General features: G+C 68.1%; 18 protein-coding genes. 11 read left to right on the top strand and 7 right to left on the bottom strand.

Annotated features, from left to right (window positions below; translation table 11 throughout):
• Window positions 1-6 precede the first annotated feature (6 nt).
• The 5 genes from gspG to gspD are packed head-to-tail and all read left to right on the top strand — an operon-like array spanning window position 7 to window position 4,283.
• Complete coding sequence (gene gspG, locus ACZ1H8_RS17330; protein ID WP_465178463.1) at window positions 7-477, top strand: type II secretion system major pseudopilin GspG; 471 nt, start codon at window positions 7-9, stop codon at window positions 475-477.
• A 5-nt stretch (window positions 478-482) separates the two neighbouring features.
• Window positions 483-959, top strand: a complete 477-nt coding sequence (locus ACZ1H8_RS17325) for a GspH/FimT family pseudopilin (RefSeq protein WP_465178462.1) — start codon at window positions 483-485, stop codon at window positions 957-959.
• Window positions 956-1,315 carry a type II secretion system minor pseudopilin GspI gene (gene gspI, locus ACZ1H8_RS17320; RefSeq protein ID WP_465178461.1) on the top strand — a complete coding sequence of 120 codons (360 nt, stop codon included), beginning with the start codon at window positions 956-958 and terminating at the stop codon, window positions 1,313-1,315. Before ACZ1H8_RS17325 ends, gspI begins: the two co-directional genes overlap by 4 nt.
• On the top strand, window positions 1,312-2,145 hold the full coding sequence (locus ACZ1H8_RS17315) for a type II secretion system protein N (RefSeq protein WP_465178460.1): 834 nt from the start codon (window positions 1,312-1,314) through the stop codon (window positions 2,143-2,145). The genes gspI and ACZ1H8_RS17315 overlap by 4 nt, the downstream gene beginning before the upstream one ends.
• Before the next feature lie 11 nt (window positions 2,146-2,156).
• Window positions 2,157-4,283, top strand: coding sequence for a type II secretion system secretin GspD (gene gspD, locus ACZ1H8_RS17310; RefSeq protein WP_465178459.1), 2,127 nt, complete (start codon window positions 2,157-2,159; stop codon window positions 4,281-4,283).
• On the opposite strand, the gene ACZ1H8_RS17305 is transcribed toward gspD, so the two are convergent.
• The 3 genes from ACZ1H8_RS17305 to ACZ1H8_RS17295 are packed head-to-tail and all read right to left on the bottom strand — an operon-like array spanning window position 4,277 to window position 5,735.
• The gene (locus ACZ1H8_RS17305; protein ID WP_465178458.1) at window positions 4,277-4,738 is read right to left on the bottom strand and encodes a hypothetical protein; all 462 of its coding nucleotides are present in this window, start codon (window positions 4,736-4,738) and stop codon (window positions 4,277-4,279) included. The two genes, gspD and ACZ1H8_RS17305, sit on opposite strands and share 7 nt — an antisense overlap.
• Window positions 4,735-5,181: a hypothetical protein gene (locus tag ACZ1H8_RS17300; RefSeq protein WP_465178457.1), complete on the bottom strand. Its 447-nt coding sequence runs from the start codon at window positions 5,179-5,181 to the stop codon at window positions 4,735-4,737. The genes ACZ1H8_RS17305 and ACZ1H8_RS17300 overlap by 4 nt, the downstream gene beginning before the upstream one ends.
• Window positions 5,178-5,735, bottom strand: a complete 558-nt coding sequence (locus ACZ1H8_RS17295; protein WP_465178456.1) for a hypothetical protein — start codon at window positions 5,733-5,735, stop codon at window positions 5,178-5,180. The genes ACZ1H8_RS17300 and ACZ1H8_RS17295 overlap by 4 nt, the downstream gene beginning before the upstream one ends.
• A 168-nt stretch (window positions 5,736-5,903) precedes the next feature.
• Here ACZ1H8_RS17295 and ACZ1H8_RS17290 point away from each other — a divergent pair, with 168 nt between their 5' ends.
• Window positions 5,904-8,375, top strand: coding sequence for a PhoX family protein (locus ACZ1H8_RS17290; RefSeq protein ID WP_465178455.1), 2,472 nt, complete (start codon window positions 5,904-5,906; stop codon window positions 8,373-8,375).
• 132 nt (window positions 8,376-8,507) lie between these two features.
• On the opposite strand, the gene ACZ1H8_RS17285 is transcribed toward ACZ1H8_RS17290, so the two are convergent.
• Genes ACZ1H8_RS17285 through ACZ1H8_RS17275 form a run of 3 tightly spaced genes read right to left on the bottom strand, consistent with a single transcriptional unit; the run spans window position 8,508 to window position 11,678 of the window.
• Complete coding sequence (locus ACZ1H8_RS17285) at window positions 8,508-8,915, bottom strand: hypothetical protein (RefSeq protein WP_465178454.1); 408 nt, start codon at window positions 8,913-8,915, stop codon at window positions 8,508-8,510.
• A 49-nt stretch (window positions 8,916-8,964) separates the two neighbouring features.
• Entirely contained in the window at window positions 8,965-10,272 is a 1,308-nt protein-coding gene (locus ACZ1H8_RS17280) for an amidohydrolase family protein (protein WP_465178453.1), read from the bottom strand.
• The gene (locus tag ACZ1H8_RS17275) at window positions 10,272-11,678 is read right to left on the bottom strand and encodes an amidohydrolase (protein ID WP_465178452.1); all 1,407 of its coding nucleotides are present in this window, start codon (window positions 11,676-11,678) and stop codon (window positions 10,272-10,274) included. The genes ACZ1H8_RS17280 and ACZ1H8_RS17275 overlap by 1 nt, the downstream gene beginning before the upstream one ends.
• A gap of 223 nt (window positions 11,679-11,901) precedes the next feature.
• Here ACZ1H8_RS17275 and ACZ1H8_RS17270 point away from each other — a divergent pair, with 223 nt between their 5' ends.
• The 4 genes from ACZ1H8_RS17270 (at window position 11,902) to ACZ1H8_RS17255 (ending at window position 15,531) form a co-directional block, all read left to right on the top strand.
• Window positions 11,902-12,570: a dTMP kinase gene (locus tag ACZ1H8_RS17270; RefSeq protein WP_465178451.1), complete on the top strand. Its 669-nt coding sequence runs from the start codon at window positions 11,902-11,904 to the stop codon at window positions 12,568-12,570.
• Window positions 12,571-12,677: 107 nt separating this feature from the next.
• Window positions 12,678-13,790 (top strand): fumarylacetoacetate hydrolase family protein, encoded by a 1,113-nt coding sequence (locus ACZ1H8_RS17265; RefSeq protein ID WP_465178450.1) that lies wholly within the window; start codon window positions 12,678-12,680, stop codon window positions 13,788-13,790.
• Between the two features lie 72 nt (window positions 13,791-13,862).
• Window positions 13,863-14,642: an SDR family NAD(P)-dependent oxidoreductase gene (locus ACZ1H8_RS17260; protein WP_465178449.1), complete on the top strand. Its 780-nt coding sequence runs from the start codon at window positions 13,863-13,865 to the stop codon at window positions 14,640-14,642.
• Window position 14,643: 1 nt separating this feature from the next.
• Window positions 14,644-15,531 (top strand): SMP-30/gluconolactonase/LRE family protein, encoded by an 888-nt coding sequence (locus ACZ1H8_RS17255; protein ID WP_465178448.1) that lies wholly within the window; start codon window positions 14,644-14,646, stop codon window positions 15,529-15,531.
• Window position 15,532: 1 nt separating this feature from the next.
• Here the strand turns inward: ACZ1H8_RS17255 and ACZ1H8_RS17250 are convergent, their stop codons facing one another.
• Window positions 15,533-15,922: a MerR family transcriptional regulator gene (locus ACZ1H8_RS17250; RefSeq protein WP_465178447.1), complete on the bottom strand. Its 390-nt coding sequence runs from the start codon at window positions 15,920-15,922 to the stop codon at window positions 15,533-15,535.
• Window positions 15,923-15,990: 68 nt separating this feature from the next.
• Here ACZ1H8_RS17250 and ACZ1H8_RS17245 point away from each other — a divergent pair, with 68 nt between their 5' ends.
• Window positions 15,991-16,743 carry a MauE/DoxX family redox-associated membrane protein gene (locus ACZ1H8_RS17245; protein WP_465178446.1) on the top strand — a complete coding sequence of 251 codons (753 nt, stop codon included), beginning with the start codon at window positions 15,991-15,993 and terminating at the stop codon, window positions 16,741-16,743.
• The last annotated feature ends 12 nt before the right edge of the window (window positions 16,744-16,755 follow it).

Below are 16,755 nucleotides of genomic sequence, written 5' to 3'. Positions count from 1 at the left end.
ATCGCGATGCGCATAGAATTACGACAGTTCAAGGACAGCGTGACATCACGCGACAATAACCGCAAGCCGGTGCCGCAATCCGAAGCCGGCCTGACGCTGATCGAGATGATGATCGTGCTGGTCATCATCGCGGTCGTCGCCGGCCTGGTCACGGTCAATGTGATGGGTCGCCCGGATGAGGCACGCGTCACGACCGCCAAGGCGGACATCAAGACGATCTCCAGCGCGCTGGCGATGTACCGTCTGGACAATGGCGACTATCCCACCACCGAACAGGGATTGAAGGCGCTCGCGGTGCAGCCCTCGCCGGCGCCGCCCGCCTGGCGCCAATATGTGCCAGAGCCGCCCAAGGATCCCTGGGGCCGCGACTATGTCTATCGCAACGAGAATGGCGGCTTCACGATCGTCTCGCTGGGCAAGGACGGCAAGCCGGGCGGCGAAGGCGTCGACGCCGACATCAGCGGCACTGGCCAATAGGGCCTGTGCGGGGGGGACATGCCATAGCGCCCGGGGAAACCGGGCTGACGCTGATCGAGATGATGATCGTGCTGGTCATCATCGGCGTTTCGGCCGGCGCGGTCGTGCTCGGCATCGGCAGCGCGACCCGCGCGCCGACGGTCGAGAGCGAGGCACGCCGGCTCGCGACCGTGCTTCAGTCGGCGTCGGACGATGCGATGCTGGGCGACCGGATGATGGCGTTCACCGTGACCGACGACGGCTATGGCTTCGCCACGATCGGCAGCGACGGGAAGACGGTGATCAGCCCGGACAAGGCCCTCGCTTTTCATCAACTGCCCGCCGGCATGGTGATGACCGTCAGCGTGAAGCCGCCGGTGATCCTTGGGGCCGATGGCGCCGGCGAACCGATGACCGCCAGCATCCAGAGCGGGCGACAGAATTGGGTCGTGACCTATGACGGGATGACCGCGGGCGTGATCCAGGGGCAGCCAGAGAAATGAGCGAGGATGACGGCTTCTCGCTGATCGAGGCGATGGTCGCGCTCGCGGTGCTGGCGATCGCATCGGTCGGGCTGATGCGCGCGGTCGAATCGCATATCGATTCGACCCGCGGGCTGGAACGGCGGACGATCGCCATGTGGGTCGCCGAGAACCGCCTGGCCGAGATCGAACTGGGCATGGCGACGGGCGGCGAGGCCCAGCCGGTCGACATGCTGGGCCAGCAATGGCGCGTCGATGTCGAGCGCACCCGGACCGACGATGCCGAGATCAACAAGATCCGCATCCGCGTGTTCCAGGGTCAGGAGAAAGCAGCGCTTGCAACGCTGGACGGCTTCGTGGACGGAAGGCGCGGATGATCCTGCCCAGCCTGACCCCTCGCCAGACGCGCACCGCACTCAACCTGCTGACCGCCGGGATGGTGATTTCGGTCGCCTGGGCGCTTGCCGGGCTGACCTGGCGGCTGGCCGGCCATGCCGGGACTGGCGCGATCATGGTCCCGTCGGGCCGGACCGCACCCGGCGCGTCCCCGGACATCGCGCCGGTGCTGGCGCTCTCCCCCTTCGGCAAGGTGGCGGTCAGCGACGCGACGCGGCCGACCGCACTGCCGCTGATCCTGCAGGGCGTGGTCGCCGCGCAGCCTGCCGAGCTTTCGACCGCCTATATCATCGTCAGCGGAGCGCCTGCGGCGCCCTTCCATATCGGCGACAATGTCGGCGGCGGGACGATCCAGGCGATCCTGCGCGACCGCGTGATCCTGTCCAACGCCGGCCAGACCGAATATCTCGCCTTTCCCGACCCCAACGCACCGCCGCCCGCCGAAGGCGCCAACCCCAGCCTGCCAGGCGGCCCGCCACCCTCGGTCACCGGCACACAGCCGCCGCCCCCGACCAATCGCGCACCCAATCTGCTCGACGGTCCGCCGCGCGGGGGCGCCCCCGCCGCGCCGTCGACCGCAGCGATCATGCAGCGGTTCAACGCGACCCCGGTCGACGGCGGCTACCGCGTCGGCAACGCCGCGCTGCCGGGGCTCAAGGCGGGCGATGTGTTGATGTCGGTCAACGGCACGCCGCTCAGCGATCCTTCGGCGGCCGGCGCCGCCTTTACCGCCGCACAGGGCAGCGGCTCCGCCACCATCCAGGTCATGCGCGACGGGAAGCCGATGACGCTGACCGTGCCGCTGAAGTAAAGAGAGCATCCGTGACTGCGATTCGTTCGACCTTCGCCCTGATCGGGCTCGCCTCGCTGGCGCTCGACGCTACCGCGGCCGCCGCCCAGGCGGTGCAGGCGCCCGCCCCAGCCCCGCAGGATGCCGATGTCGTCATCAACATGCGCGGCGTCGAGATCGCCGATGTCGCCGACCAGGTGTCGCGCATCACCGGCCGCACGCTGATCCTCGATCCTGCCGTGAAGGGCCCGGTCACCGTCACCTCGGCCACGCCGCTGTCGCCCACCGGGGTTTGGGAGCTGTTCCAGTCGGTACTGCGCGCCAACGGCTTCGCGGCGGTGCGATCGGGCCGGGCGTGGCGCATCGTGCCCGCGGCCAATGCCGTCCGTGAGGGCGGCGTCCCGTCGCGCGGCGCATCGGGACAGGCGCTGGTGACGCGCATGGTGCGGCTCAGCAACGTGCCCTCGGCGGAAGTCGCGCGCGTCGTGCGCCCGCTGGTCGCGACCTTTGGCAGCGTCGAGCCGCTGACCAATCCGAACGCGATCGTCGTCACCGACTATGCCGACAATGTCCGCCGCATCGAATCGATCGCGCGGCAACTGGACAGCGGCAGCGGATCCAGCTTCGCCAGCATCGCGCTGCGCAACGGCAACGCCCCCGATGTGGCGCAGACGCTGACGACCGTGCTGGGCGACGGCGTGCGCGTCGCATCCGACGTGCGCAGCAACACGGTGATCGTGCGCGGCATGCCCGCGGTCGTCTCCGAGGCCCGCCGCATCGCCGCATCGCTCGACCAGCCGGGCGGCGCGACGCCGATCACCCGCATGTTCCGCCTGAACTATGCCGATTCCGAATCGGTGACCGAGGTGCTGCGCGGCATTCTCGGGCAGGAAGGCGAAGCGTCCAATCCCGTCGCGCGGTCGCTGCGCCAGCAGGGCGGCAGCCGCCTCAACCAGCTCGGCCGGCGCAACACGTCGCCGCTCAATTCGCTCGCGACCAACAATGCCAACACCAACGCCGCCACCGCGGCGATGACCGCCAATGCGCTGGGCGGCAACAGCGGCCTGGGCAGCACGTTGGGCGGCCAGTCGCAGGGCCTGGCGGGCGGTAATAGCAGCTCCACCTCGGGCAGCGGAACGACCCCGGCGCAGGGTTTCTCGACTCCCGACGTCACCATCCAGCCGGCGCCCGAGCTCAACGCGATCGTCGTGCGCGGTACGCCGGCGGTGATCGCATCGATCGAGCCGCTGATCACCGATCTCGACGTGCGCCGGCCGCAGGTGGTGATCGAGGCGGCGATCGCCGAGATCACCGGCGACACTGGCGAGCAATTGGGCGTGCAACTGGGCTTCGGCGGCGCACAGCTCGGTCTGCGCAGCGGGGGCGGCACCTCATTCTCGACCGCCGGCTCCTCGCTCGGGACGATCCTGACCGCGCTGGGCGTGCCCGCCGGCCGGGTGCTCGGCGAGGGGCTGACCGCGAACATCAACATCACCGACGATTTCGGCGTGCTGGTTCAGGCGCTGGGCACCTCGAGCAAGTCGAACCTTCTGTCGGTGCCTCAGGTGACGGTGCTGGACAATGAAGCGGCGGAGATCGTCGTCGGCCAGAATGTCCCGTTCGTCACCGGATCGATCCTGACCAACAGCAACTCGGCGACCCCCTATACGACGATCGAGCGCCAGGATGTCGGCATCACGCTGCGCATCATTCCGCGGATCAACGCCGGCGACACCGTCCGGCTCGAGGTCAGTCAGGAAGCCTCGACCATCGCCACCGGCCTGACGGTGCAGGCGTCAGACCTGATCACCAACACCCGCACCATCACCACGACGGTGCTGGCCGACAATGGCCAGACGATCGTGCTGGGCGGCCTGGTCGCGGACGATTATCTCGAGGCGCGGCGCCAGGTGCCGATCATCGGCGACATCCCGATCGTCGGCGAATTGTTCAAGAGCCGCCGCGAGTCGCGTTCCAAGCGCACGCTCTTCATCTTCCTGCGCCCGACCATCCTGCGCGACAGCCTGGATGCGGAGTCGGTAACGGCGAGCAAATATGCCCGGCTGCGCGCCGACGAACTCGACAATGGCCGCAACACCAGCCTGTTGCTGAAGCCCCAGGCGCCGCGCCTGACGGTGGAGATCGACGGGATCTACTGAGCGGGCGGCGATTCTTCGTCGCTTGCCGCCGCGGCTCCGTCCGCGGTGGGCAGCGGCACACGCACCCGCTGGGCGCCGCGGGTGAAATAGCCCGCGTCGATCGACAGGCTTTCCAGCTTCCACCCGTCGACGCTGGCACCCACCGCCAGCGTGCGAGTGCTTCCCTCGACAGTCTTCACCAGCGCGACCGCGTCCTGGTCCAGCCGCCCGACGATCCCGACCAGCGCGGGCGCATCCTGTGGTGCACTCTCCGTCGCCAGCCCTGCCGGCGCGGCGAACAGCGTCCGCTCATAGGCGGAGGACAGCGCCGGCGCGGGCGGCGCGGCGATCGGCGCAGTGGACTGCCGCCGCGGCGCCTCCGCCTGTCGATCGCCTGGCACCACCAGCGCAAGCGGCATCGCCACCGCGAACAGTCCCGCGACCGCCAGCGCGATCCGCTCGTTCCGCGCGATCACGGCTTCACCGCTACGGCGTCGCCGCTCAGCCGCACCCCGCCTTCGATCGCCGCGAGCCGCCAGCTGCGCATCCGCACCAGCGGCGCCTCGCGCTCCAGCGCATCGGCCAGCGCGATCACCGCCTTTTCCGGACCCGAGATCCTGAGCCGGATCGTGATCAGCGCGCCGACCCCCTGTACCGGCACCGCTTCCTCGACCAGCACACCACCGCTGCGCGCGCGCTCGCGGATCTGCGCCACCAGCGCCTGCGGATCACTCAGTGCCAGTCCCTTGGCGACCAGCGGCCCACGCGCCGCGGGCGGTGCCGCCAGTGCAGCGCTCAACGTCGCCCTCTCCTCACGCGCCGCGCCGAGCCTGCCCAGCGCAGTCCCGACCGAGGGCGCCAGCGCCAGCAGCAGCGCCAGCCCGCCGCCCACGCCCCAGGCGATCGGCGAGTCCTTCATTCGCCCCGCTCCTTCAACGAGACGATCATGCCCTGGTCCGACTGGCGCTGTCCGGCGTCGCGCAGCCCGGCCAGCACCGGCTCGCGCCTCAGCGCCTCGCGCAACCGGTCGGGATCGGCCGCAGCTACCTCGACCTCCAGACGTCCGGCAGCATTGCGCTCGACCCGGACCAGCGACGATTCGGGCGGGATCGCCCGCGCCAGAGCGTCGAGCGTGACGCCCGCCCCCGGTCGCCGCACCAGCGCCACCAGCGTCTCGCGATCCGCCGCCGCCTGCCGCTCGGCCGCAATCCGCGGCGCCAGCTTCTCGCGCAGCGCCGCCGCATCGCCCCTCGCAGACGCGCCTGCCCAACTCGCCGCCGCCACCGTCAGGATCGGCCCCAGCGCGATGATCCCGGCGAGCGCTGCGGCGACACGCCAGTCGCCGCCCTGCCCCGCCTCGCGCGGTTCCTGCACCTCGACCGCGACCGGCGGCGCACGCCGTGCGTCGATCCGCGCCCGCGCCGCGTCTGCGATGCGCCCGCTCAGGCTGGTGCCGGGTCGATCCTCGCTCATCCTCGCGCCGCTGGCGCAAAGCCGGGGCGAAGGCAAGAGCCGTCATCAACCTGTCCCCATACCGTCATCGTAACGACTTCGCGCATGCATCACCGCGCAATCCACGCCTCGCAAAGCGGCGGTCGATTCGGGCGCGCATGCCCGGAGCGCAAAGGGGACTTGCATCCAATGACCGAGATCAGCTTCGGCTATACCGACGGCGACGTCGACACCAATATGAGCGCGACCGAGTCGCTCAACGACATGGTCGCCCAGCGCTATTCGCGCCGCGAGATGATCCGTAACGGCAGCGTCGCGCTGACCGGCGCCGTGTTCGGCGGCTCGGTCCTGGCGGCTTGCGACAGCGACGACAACTTCTCCACCAATCCCGCCCCGGTGGTGACGGCCGGCTCGAGCGGGGCGACGACAGCCGGCCGCGTCGTCACGCTGACCGGCGCCGCGGGCGACAATGCGACCATCACCGGAACGGCCTGGACCCAGGTTTCTGGCCCGACCGTCTCGCTCAGCACGCCGTCTGCGCTTTCTACGACGTTCATCGCGCCCGCGGTGTCCACTGCGACTGACCTCGTCTTCCGCTTCGCCGCAACGGACAACAGCGGTAACACGACCACCACCGACACGACCGTCCGGGTCAGCCTCGCCGCGCTGGGCTTCACCGCGGTCGCGAAGAACAAGAACGACGTCGTCACCGTGCCCGCTGGCTACACCGTCCAGATCGGCGCGCGCCTGGGCGACCCGATTGCCAACGGCGTTGCTGCCTTCGCCAATAACGGCACCGACACCAATTATGCCCAGCGTATCGGCGACCATGGCGACGCGCTGTCCTGGTATGGGCTCAGCGCCGCCGGCGCGCGCGACGACAGTGCCTCGACCCGCGGCCTGATCGTTCAGAACCACGAGAACATCAATCAGCAGTATCTCCACGTCGCCGGCGCGACCACGACCGGCGGCGCCCGCCCCGAGGCGGAGGCGCTCAAGGAGATCGAGTGCCACGGCCTGTCGGTCGTCGAATATGCTGAAGGCGCGAACCGCCAATGGGCCTATGTCCAGGCGAGCAGCTTCAACCGCCGCATCACGCCGAACACGCCGGCGGTATTCAACGGCCCGGTGCGCGGCACCGACTTCCTCAAGACCGCCTATTCCAAGGACGGCACGACCGGCCGCGGCACGATCAACAATTGCGCCAATGGCCACACCCCCTGGGCGACCAACCTGACCTGCGAGGAGAATTGGGCCGGCTATTTCCGCCGCTCGGGCGACAATGCCGCGCGCACGGTCAAGGAACTGACCGGTCTCAGCCGCTACGGCGTGACCAGCAGCACCGGCAGCTATGGCTGGTCGAGCGTCGTCGCTGCGGACTCCGCCAACACGACCTTCCGCCGCTGGGACGCGCGCGCGACCGGCGCCGATGCGCTGGCCGATTTCCGCAACGAACCCAATCAGTTCGGCTGGGTGGTCGAGGTCGATCCGTACAATCCGTCGGCCGCGCCGCGCAAGCGCACCGCGCTGGGCCGGATGGGCCATGAAGGCTGCTGGCCCGGCAATTTCGTCGCCGGTCGCAAGCCCGCCTTCTACATGGGCGACGATTCGCGCCGCGAATATCTGTACAAGTTCGTGTCGGCCACGGCCTGGTCGGCGGCCGATGCCACCAATGCGGATCGCCTCGCGATGGGCGACAAGTATCTCGACGCCGGCACGCTGTACGTCGCGAAGTTCAACGCCGACGGCACCGGCACATGGCTGCCGCTGGTATTCGGCACCGGCCCGCTGACCGCCTCCAACGCCACCTATCCCTTCGCCAGCCAGGCGGACGTGCTCGTCCACACCCGCCTTGCCGCCGACGCGGTCGGCGCGACCCCGATGGACCGTCCGGAATGGACCGCGGTCAATCCGGTCACCGGCGAAGTCTATCTGACGCTGACCAACAATAATGCGTCGCTGCGCCCGCTGAACGGCACGGATGCCGCGAACCCGCGCCACTATAACGACCCCTATGGCACGGCGGGCAGCGCCCAGTACGGCAACCCCAACGGTCATATCGTCCGCCTGCGCGAGGATGGCGACACGACCGAGGCGCTCAGCTTCAAGTGGGACATCTATCTGTTCGGCGCCGGCGCGGATCTGGATCCGGCCAACATCAACCTGTCGGGCCTGACGGCGGACAACGACTTCTCCAGCCCGGACGGCCTGTGGTTCGGCCGGCCGCAGAACGCCTCGGGCCTGGTCAAGCCGGTGCTGTGGATCCAGACCGATGACGGTGCCTATACCGACGTCACCAACTGCATGATGCTGGCCGCCATCCCGGGCACCGTCCAGGACGGCACGACCAAGACGATCACCAACACCGGCTCGGGCGGCGCCACCGCCACCCAGGCGACCCGCATCGGCGCAGCGGCAACCGCCGCCACGCTGAAGCGCTTCCTGGTCGGGCCGGTCGAGTGCGAGATCACCGGCGTCGATTCGACCCCGGACGGCCGCACGCTGTTCGTCGGCATCCAGCATCCGGGCGAAGGCGGCACGCCCGCCGCACCGACCAGCCACTGGCCGGCCAGCCAGTCGGGTACGGCCGGCGCCACGGTACGCCCGCGCTCGGCGATCGCCATCATCACCAAGAATGACGGCGGCGTCGTCGCGCTCTGATCCGAGCTCAGCGAATGCAAAAAGGGGGAGACCGGGCAACCGGCCTCCCCCTTTTCTATTCCCTCACTCTGCGCCCCAGGAGCCTGCGGCTCCGGGGGAGGGAAAGAACCTAACGATCGGCTCGAACGCCGTTCAGTTGTCCGTCCGACTGATGATGTTCACCGTCCCGTCGGGCTTCACCGTCAGCAGGTGGAGCGTCCCGTCCTTGCAGGTTGCGCGCCAGGCCGGCTGGCCCTGGTAATCGTCGACCCGCTCCGACTTGGTCACGCCGTCGCAGCGGAAGCCCGAATCCATGATCGCGCGGACGAACGGGATGTTGCGCTGGCTCTCGGTCATGCCCAGCACGGTCGCCAGCGCGTTGCCCTGCTCGGCGCCGTTGCCGACCATCGCTTCCTCGTTCAGCGCGGTCTCGTCTGCCGGCACCACGATGTCGCCCGGCTGGGCCAGGTCGTTGGCGACCGTCTGGTTGTTCGTCGTGCCCGACGAGCATGCCGTTGCCAGCAATCCCGCGGCGACGGCGCCGATCCATGCCTTATTCATGGTAATCTCCTTGTCCGTTCTGAATGCCTTGCCCGCCGACGCGGTTCCGTCAGCGCTCATAGGCCTTGGGCAGGCCCTTCTCCTTCGGGTCCCAATAGCGATCGCGCAGACGAGTCTGGCGATTGGTCAGCGGCTGTTCGACGCCGTCGATGAACACGGTCACCGCCGCCGTTCCGACTTCAAGCGGATCGCCGTCCCAGACCACGACATCGCCGCGCCGTCCGGCGCGCAGCGATCCGAACTCGTCGCCCATGCCGATCGCCTCGGCCGGCTTCGAGCTGATCGTGGCGAAGGCCGCGCCCCAGTCGAGCCCGTTCGCCCCGGGAATGCGGTTCAGCGCCACCAGATTGCCGGCATATTGCTTCACCAGCCGCGCCTGTCGCGCCTCGTCGTCGTTGATCATGCCGATGCCGACGGTCACCCCCGCCGCCTTCAGCCGGCCGATGTTGGACTGGGTCGCCGCCAGCGATTCGAACGATGCCGGCAGGTCGGCCAGCGCGCTGGCGATCACCGGCACGCCCGCCGCGGCGATCTCGCGCGCGACGGTCCACCCCTCGGTCGCGCCGACCAGCACGATCCGCAGCTGCGGCATCTCGCGCTTCAGGCCCAGCACCACCAGGATGTCCGATCCGCGCTCGACATGGATCAGCAACGGCACCTTGCCCTGGATCACCGGCTGCAGCGCCTCTGCATCGGCGCGGGTCAGGAACGCATCCTTGCCGCGATCGACATAGCTGGCCGGGTTGCGCGCATAATCTCGCGCCTCGAACAGCGCGTTGCGTAGCGTGGCATAGGCGGCCGGACGGCTACCTCCGCCATTGCCCGCGCCGGTCTCGCCATATTCCAGGAACTGGAAGGCGCGCGGCTTGGTCACCGCGTCCATGTCGGCACCCAGGTCGATGACCGCGCCCTGCCCGCCGAAGATCGATCCCGAGTCGCCCGGGGCCACGACCGCGCGGGTCACCCCTTCGGAGCGGTTGAGCGCGACCGCGCTGGTCTTCGGGTTGACCGCGGGGGCGACGTCCAGCGCCGCATGGAAGGGCGAGTTGCGCGCATTGGCATCGTTGGTCTCCGACACGCCATCGACCTCGACGATGCCCAGGCGGGAGAAGCCGGCAAAGATGCCGGGCGAGACCCATTTGCCCTGCGCGTCGATCACGCGGACGCCGGCGGGCACGGCGACGCCCTGCCCGGCCGCGACCACGCGGCCGGCGCGGATGACGACGGTGCCGCCATCCACCGGCGCGGCGCCGTCGCCGATGACCAGCTTGGCATTGGTGATCGCGACATCCTGCGCGAGTGCGGGCGCTGCGATGGCGACGGCCGCCGCTGCGGCCGAGAGGAGCAGAGCCTTCATCACTTCACGTCCCCCTCGCCCGGCTGGCCCAGTTCGAAGTCGGACACGGGCCGCAATTTCGGATTGTTCGCATCGTACAGCAGCGCGCCGTCGACCCAGACCATCTGCGGCCGGGTGTAGACGCTGAACGGATTGCCGTTCCACAGCACGACATCGGCCATCTTCCCGGCCTTCAGGCTGCCGGTCCATTTGTCGATGCCCAGTGCCTTGGCCGGATTGATCGCCAGCCAGCGCCACGCCGTCTCCTCGCTGATCGGGAAGCCCGCGCGAATGCCCGCCTGGCGCGCCTTGGCGACTTCCTGGTTCAGCCGCTGGATGCCGTTGGCGTCGTCCGAATGGATCATCGCGCACGCGCCTTCCTTTTCCAGGATGGCGAGATTTTCGGTGATGGCGTCATAGGATTCCATCTTGAACCCCCACCAGTCGGCCCACACCGCCGCGCAGGTGTTGTTGGCCTTCAGCAGGTCGGCGATCTTGTACGCCTCGGTCGCATGATGGAAGGCGGTGACGCGGTATCCGAACTCCTTGGCCATATCCATCACCAGCGCCATCTCGTCGGCGCGGTAGCAATGGTTCTGGACCAGGATCTCGCCGTCCAGCACGCCGCGCAGCGTATCCATCTGGATGTCGCGCGCAGGCGGCTCGCCCCCCTTTTCCTCATATTTGTCCCAGCGGCGGCCATATTCGACCGCCTTGGCCCAGGTTGCGCGATCGACCGCGATATTGCCCATCCGGGTCGACGGCGCGCGCTGGCGCCCGCCATAGACGCGCTTGGGATTCTCGCCGCACGCCATCTTCAGGCCATAGGGTGCGCCGGGAAACTTCATCCCCTGCGCGGTGCGGGCATACACATTCTTCAGCACGACCGACCGGCCGCCGAACAGATTGGCCGAGCCCGGCAGGATCTGCAGCGTGGTGACGCCGCCATTGGTCAGCGCGCGCGAAAAGCCGGGATCCTGCGGCCAGACGCTATGCTCGGCCCAGACCTCGGCCGTCACCGGGGCGGTCGCCTCGTTGCCATCGGACAGCGCCTGAACGCCGGGCGAGGGATAGTCGCCCAGATGGCTGTGGATGTCGATCACGCCGGGGGTCACGTAATTGCCCTTGCCATCGACGACGGTCGCGTCTCCGGCGGCCAGGTCGCGGCCGACCGCGACGATCTTGCCCTCGCGGAACAGCACCGACCCGCCGTCGATCCGGCCGCCCTCGCCGTCGAGGATGACCACATTGGTGATCAGCGTCGGACGCCCGGGATAGGCGCGATAGGTCGAGGGAAACGGGTCGTGATTATAGCCCTTGCCCTTGCCGGGTCCTTTCGCCGCCGGCTCGGACGATGCCGTCCGCGGTTTCGAGCCTTCGCTCGCGCAGGCGGCAAGCGACAGCGCCGCCCCCGCCAACAGGATCATTCTGACCACCAATGTCTCTCCCCTGGTTCCGGACGGTTCGGAACCGTCATGACCGCCTTGATGGCGGTTTGGACCGGCGCATGGCAAGCACGAAGGCGCGCGCGGGCCTTAAGGGCGAGCCTTTTCAACACCTGATCGCCCTCTCTTGCGGATGGCATCACGCGACGGTGACAAGCGATAACCCTGCGCCTAGGAGGGGGCGTTGCAAAGGGAGACGAACCGCGTGGGACTGCTGATCGCGATCGAAGGCGCCGACGGCGTGGGCAAGGCGACCACGGCTGGCATGCTGTGCGAGACGCTGAACGCGATGGGGCGCAGCGCCACGGTCATCTCCTTCCCGCGCTATGGCAACACCGTCGGCGGCGTCACGATCGGCCGTTTCCTGGCCGGCGACATGCCGGTTCCCGTCACCCCCAAGGCTGCGGCGGTGCTCTATGCGCTCGACCGGCTGGAATCGCGCGACCACATCCTGAAGGCCCAGGCGACGCACGACATGGTCATCTTCGACCGCTATGTCGCCTCCAACATGGCCTATCAGGGCGCGAAGCTGGACGGGGACGCCGCCGATCTGCTCGCGTGGATCGCCGAGTTGGAAACCGGGCAGTTCGCCCTGCCCGTCCCCGACCTCAATATCTATCTCGACACGCCGTGGGACCTGGCCCGCGCGCTGATCCTGCAAAAGGCGCAGCGCAGCTATACCGACCGCAGCTTCGACGAGCATGAGTCGGACGCGGCCCTGCAGTTGCGGGTCCGCCAGATGTACGGCCAGATCGCTGCCGCCGGCCTGCTCGGCCGATGGAAAACCGTACAGGCCAGCGCGGATGGCGAAATGCGTGCCTCCGCGACCATCGTCGCAGAGATCATCGACCATATCAGCGTCGCCGCGCGCTGACCCCAGTTTCCAGAACGCTTGACAGCCGCCCCCGCGCGCCACAATGGTAGCGCTATCAAACAACGATCATTGGGCGGGGATTGATCTTGGAAGCGTTCACAGCTGAAATGCTGCCTGTCGACATTGCCGACGCCGTACTGGTCGGCCGTCTCCTGCTCGACTCTGGCCCCAGCCCCGTCATCGTCCGCGGCGGCGTGGTCCATGACGTGTCGCGTCAGGCGCCGACGGTCGCCGACCTGCTCGAGCGCGACGATCTGACCAGCCTGTCGGGCGATGAAATTGGCCGTGTCGAGGATCTCGATCCCGCAAGGCTGCTCGCCCCGATCGACCTGCAATGCGTCAAGGCGGCAGGCGTTACCTTTGCCCTTTCGGCAATCGAGCGGGTGATCGAAGAGCGCGCGCGCGGCGACTCCGACCAGGCCTCCGAAATCCGCGGCGATCTTGAGTCGCGCGTCGGATCGGGCATCCGATCGGTCGTCCCCGGCACGCCCGAGGCCGCCAGCCTGAAGGCAGCGCTGATCGAGGCGGGCATGTGGTCGCAGTATCTCGAGGTCGCGATCGGCCCCGATGCGGAGATCTTCACCAAGGCGCCGGTGCTGTCGTCGGTCGGCTGGGGTGCCGAGATCGGCGTGCGATCGGACAGCGACTGGAACAATCCCGAACCCGAAGTCGTGATGATCGTCGACCGCAGTGGCACGATCCGCGGCGCGACACTTGGCAATGACGTCAATCTGCGCGACTTCGAGGGTCGCTCGGCCCTGTTGCTGGGCAAGGCCAAGGACAATAACGCCTCGACCTCGATCGGGCCGTTCATCCGCGTCTTCGACGACCGCTTCACGCTCGACGATGTCCGCGCCGCGGAGATCGACCTCGTGATCGAGGGGCCCGAAGGCTATCGGCTCGAAGGCACCAACAAGATGAGCCAGATCAGCCGCGATCCGACCGAACTGGTCCGCCAGGCGCTGAGCGAGCATCAATATCCCGACGGCTTCGCGCTGTTCCTCGGCACCTTGTTCGCGCCGATCCAGGACCGCGACCATCCCGGCCGCGGCTTCACCCACAAGACCGGCGACCTGGTCAGCATCTCCAGCCCGAAGCTGGGCAAGCTGGTCAACCGCGTCACCACCAGCAAGGCCGCCGCCCCCTGGGCGTTCGGCATCCGCGATCTCATGCGCAACCTGGCCGAACGCGGCCTGCTTGCCCAGCCCGTCAATGGCTGAGCGCCTGCAGCCCGCGCGCCGCGGCTGCCCCTCAAGTTTCTGGAAGACCCTCGAATGTCGGAAGCCGATCCCATGACCACCACGCTGACCCGCGATCTGCGCGCGATCTACCCCAGCCTGGAAGGCAAGCGCGTGCTGATCACCGGGGGCGGATCGGGAATCGGCGCGGGGCTGGTCGAGGGGTTCGTCCGCCAGGGGTGCGACGTGACCTTTTTCGACATCGCCCAGGCGGACTCGGAGGAACTGGTCGCCAGCCTGTCGGGCGCGGCGAAGACACCGGTGTTCCACCATATGGACCTGACCGACACCAAGGCGCTGCAAGCGAAGATCGCCGAAGCGATTGCCGAGGCTGGCGCGTTCGATATCCTGATCAACAATGCCGCGAATGACGATCGCCACACGATCGACGAGATCACCGAGGATTATTGGGAAAACCGCCTCAACGTAAACCTCAAGCACCTGTTCTTCTGCGCCCAGGCGGTGATTCCGGGCATGCGCGAACAGGGCGGCGGCGTGATCGTCAATCTCGGCTCGATCTCCTGGCATCTCGCGCTGGAAGGGCTGACGCTCTACCAGACGGCCAAGGCGGCAATCGAGGGGCTGACGCGCAGCTTCGCACGCGAACTCGGCCCCGACAATATCCGCTCGGTCTGCATCGTGCCGGGAAATGTCCGAACCCCGCGCCAGCTGAAATGGTACACGCCCGAGGGCGAGGCAGAGATCGTCAACGCCCAGTGTCTCAAGGGGCGCCTGGTCCCCGATGATATCGCCGCAATGGCGCTGTTCCTCGCCTCCGCCGATGCTCGGCTGGTGACCGGCCACACCTATTTCGTCGACGCGGGCTGGCGCTGAGATGACCGTGCAGCGCTCCGAGCCCGTCAGCGTCTGGCAGCTCGGCGCGCCGCTGGGCGAAGGTCCGGTGTGGGTGCAGCGCGACCCGGCGCTGTGGTTCACCGACATCAAGAGCCACCGCATCCACCGCTTCGACCCGGCGACAGAGGTGAAGACCAGCTGGGAAGCGCCCGACCAGGTCGGCTTTGCGCTGCCGATTGCCGGCGGCGGCTTCGTCGCGGGCCTCAAGACCGGCCTTGCCCGGTTTGACGAGCGCAGCGGCAGCTTCACGCCGTTGGTCGATCCCGAGCCTGCCTTGCCCGACAACCGGCTGAACGACGGCACGGTCGATCCGCAGGGGCGGCTGTGGTTCGGAACGATGGACGATCACGAGGCGGCCGAGACCGGCACGATCTGGCGGCTCCACGCCGATGGGAGTTGCGTGGCCGAAAGCCCCAATTACTCGATCACCAACGGCCCCGCGCTCAGCCCCGATGGCCGCACCCTGTATCACACCGATACGCTGGGCGGGTTCATCTATGCCTGCGACGTCGGTGATGACGGATCGCTGTCGAACCGCCGCCTGTTCGCCACCATTCCGAACGAGGAAGGCTATCCCGACGGACCCACCGTCGATGCCGAGGGGTGCGTGTGGACCGGGCTCTACAAGGGCTGGGCGGTGCGCCGCTATTCGCCCACCGGCGAGCTGCTCGAGACGATCCGTTTCCCGGTCAGCGCCATCACCAAGATCGCGTTCGGTGGCCCCGAGCTGAAGACGGTGTTCGCCACGACCGCGAACAAGCATTGCAGCCCCGAGGATCTGGAGGCCGAGCCCCAGGCCGGTGACCTGTTCTCGTTCGAGGTCGACGTACCCGGCCTGCCCGGCGTGGAGGTTTCGGTCGGGATCTAGCTCAGCCGAACGCTTCCAGGATCGGGCACGGGCCGCGGCTGGCGGCGCACTGGCCCGCCAGCCTGCGCAGGGAGGCACGTGCTGCTTCCAGTTCGGCGATCTTCGCGTCAAGCGCGGCGATCCGCTCCTCGGCCAGCGCGCGGGCGCGGCCATGGTCGTGCCCTGCATCGAGTTCGAGCAGCTCGCCAATCTGTTCAAGCGTGAAGCCGGCGGCCTGGGCCGAGCGGATGAAGCGCAGCCGTCCGACCGCCGCATCGTCATAGCGCCGGACGCTGCCTGCGCCCCGCGGCCGATCGGGCGTGCCCAGCAGGCCGCGGCGCTGATAATAGCGCACCGTCTCCACCCCCACCCCGCCCGCGGCGGCCAGTTTCGCGATGGTCAGTCCCGCCATGTCTTGACTCCGTACCATGGTACGGACCCCATATGGTCCGGCGACGGTTGAGCCGCAAGGAGACCCCGATGACCGACGCCGCGCCGAAACGCGCCATTCTCTATCGCATGGTATTGCCCGACCATGTCTGCCCCTATGGCCTCAAGTCGCTGCATCTGCTGCGCAAACATGGCTATCAGGTCGAGGATCGCCCGCTGCGCACCCGCGCCGAGACCGATGCGTTCAAGGCAGAGCATGGCGTGAAGACCACGCCACAGACCTTTATCGACGGACGACGGATCGGCGGCCATGATGACCTGACCGCCTTTCTCGGCAAGCCGGTGCGCGATCCCGACGCGACGAGCTATCGCCCGGTAATCGCGCTGTTCGCCATGACCGCGCTGATGGCGTTGGCGGCGAGCCAGGCGGTCCATGGCACACCCTTCACGATCCGCGCGGGCGAGTGGTTCATCGCCTTCAGCATGTGCGTGCTCGCGCTGCTGAAGCTCCAGGATATCGAGCGTTTCTCGACCATGTTCCTCAACTACGACCTGCTCGCGCGGCGCTGGGTGCCCTATGGGCGGATCTATCCCTTTGCCGAGGGTGGCGCGGGGGTGCTGATGGTCGCCGGGGCGCTGACCTGGCTGTCGGCGCCGGTGGCGCTGGTGATCGGGACGATCGGCGCGGTGTCGGTGTTCAAGGCGGTCTATGTCGACCGTCGCACGCTGAAATGCGCGTGCGTCGGCGGGAGCAGCAATGTGCCGCTCGGCTTCGTCTCGCTGACCGAGAATGTGATGATGATGGCCATGTCGATCTGGATGGTATTTGGTCCAGTTCATTGACTATAGCGTAGA

This window comes from Sphingomonas sp. BL-S-25 (assembly GCF_055521555.1).
This window is presented reverse-complemented; position numbering and strand designations above follow the sequence as displayed.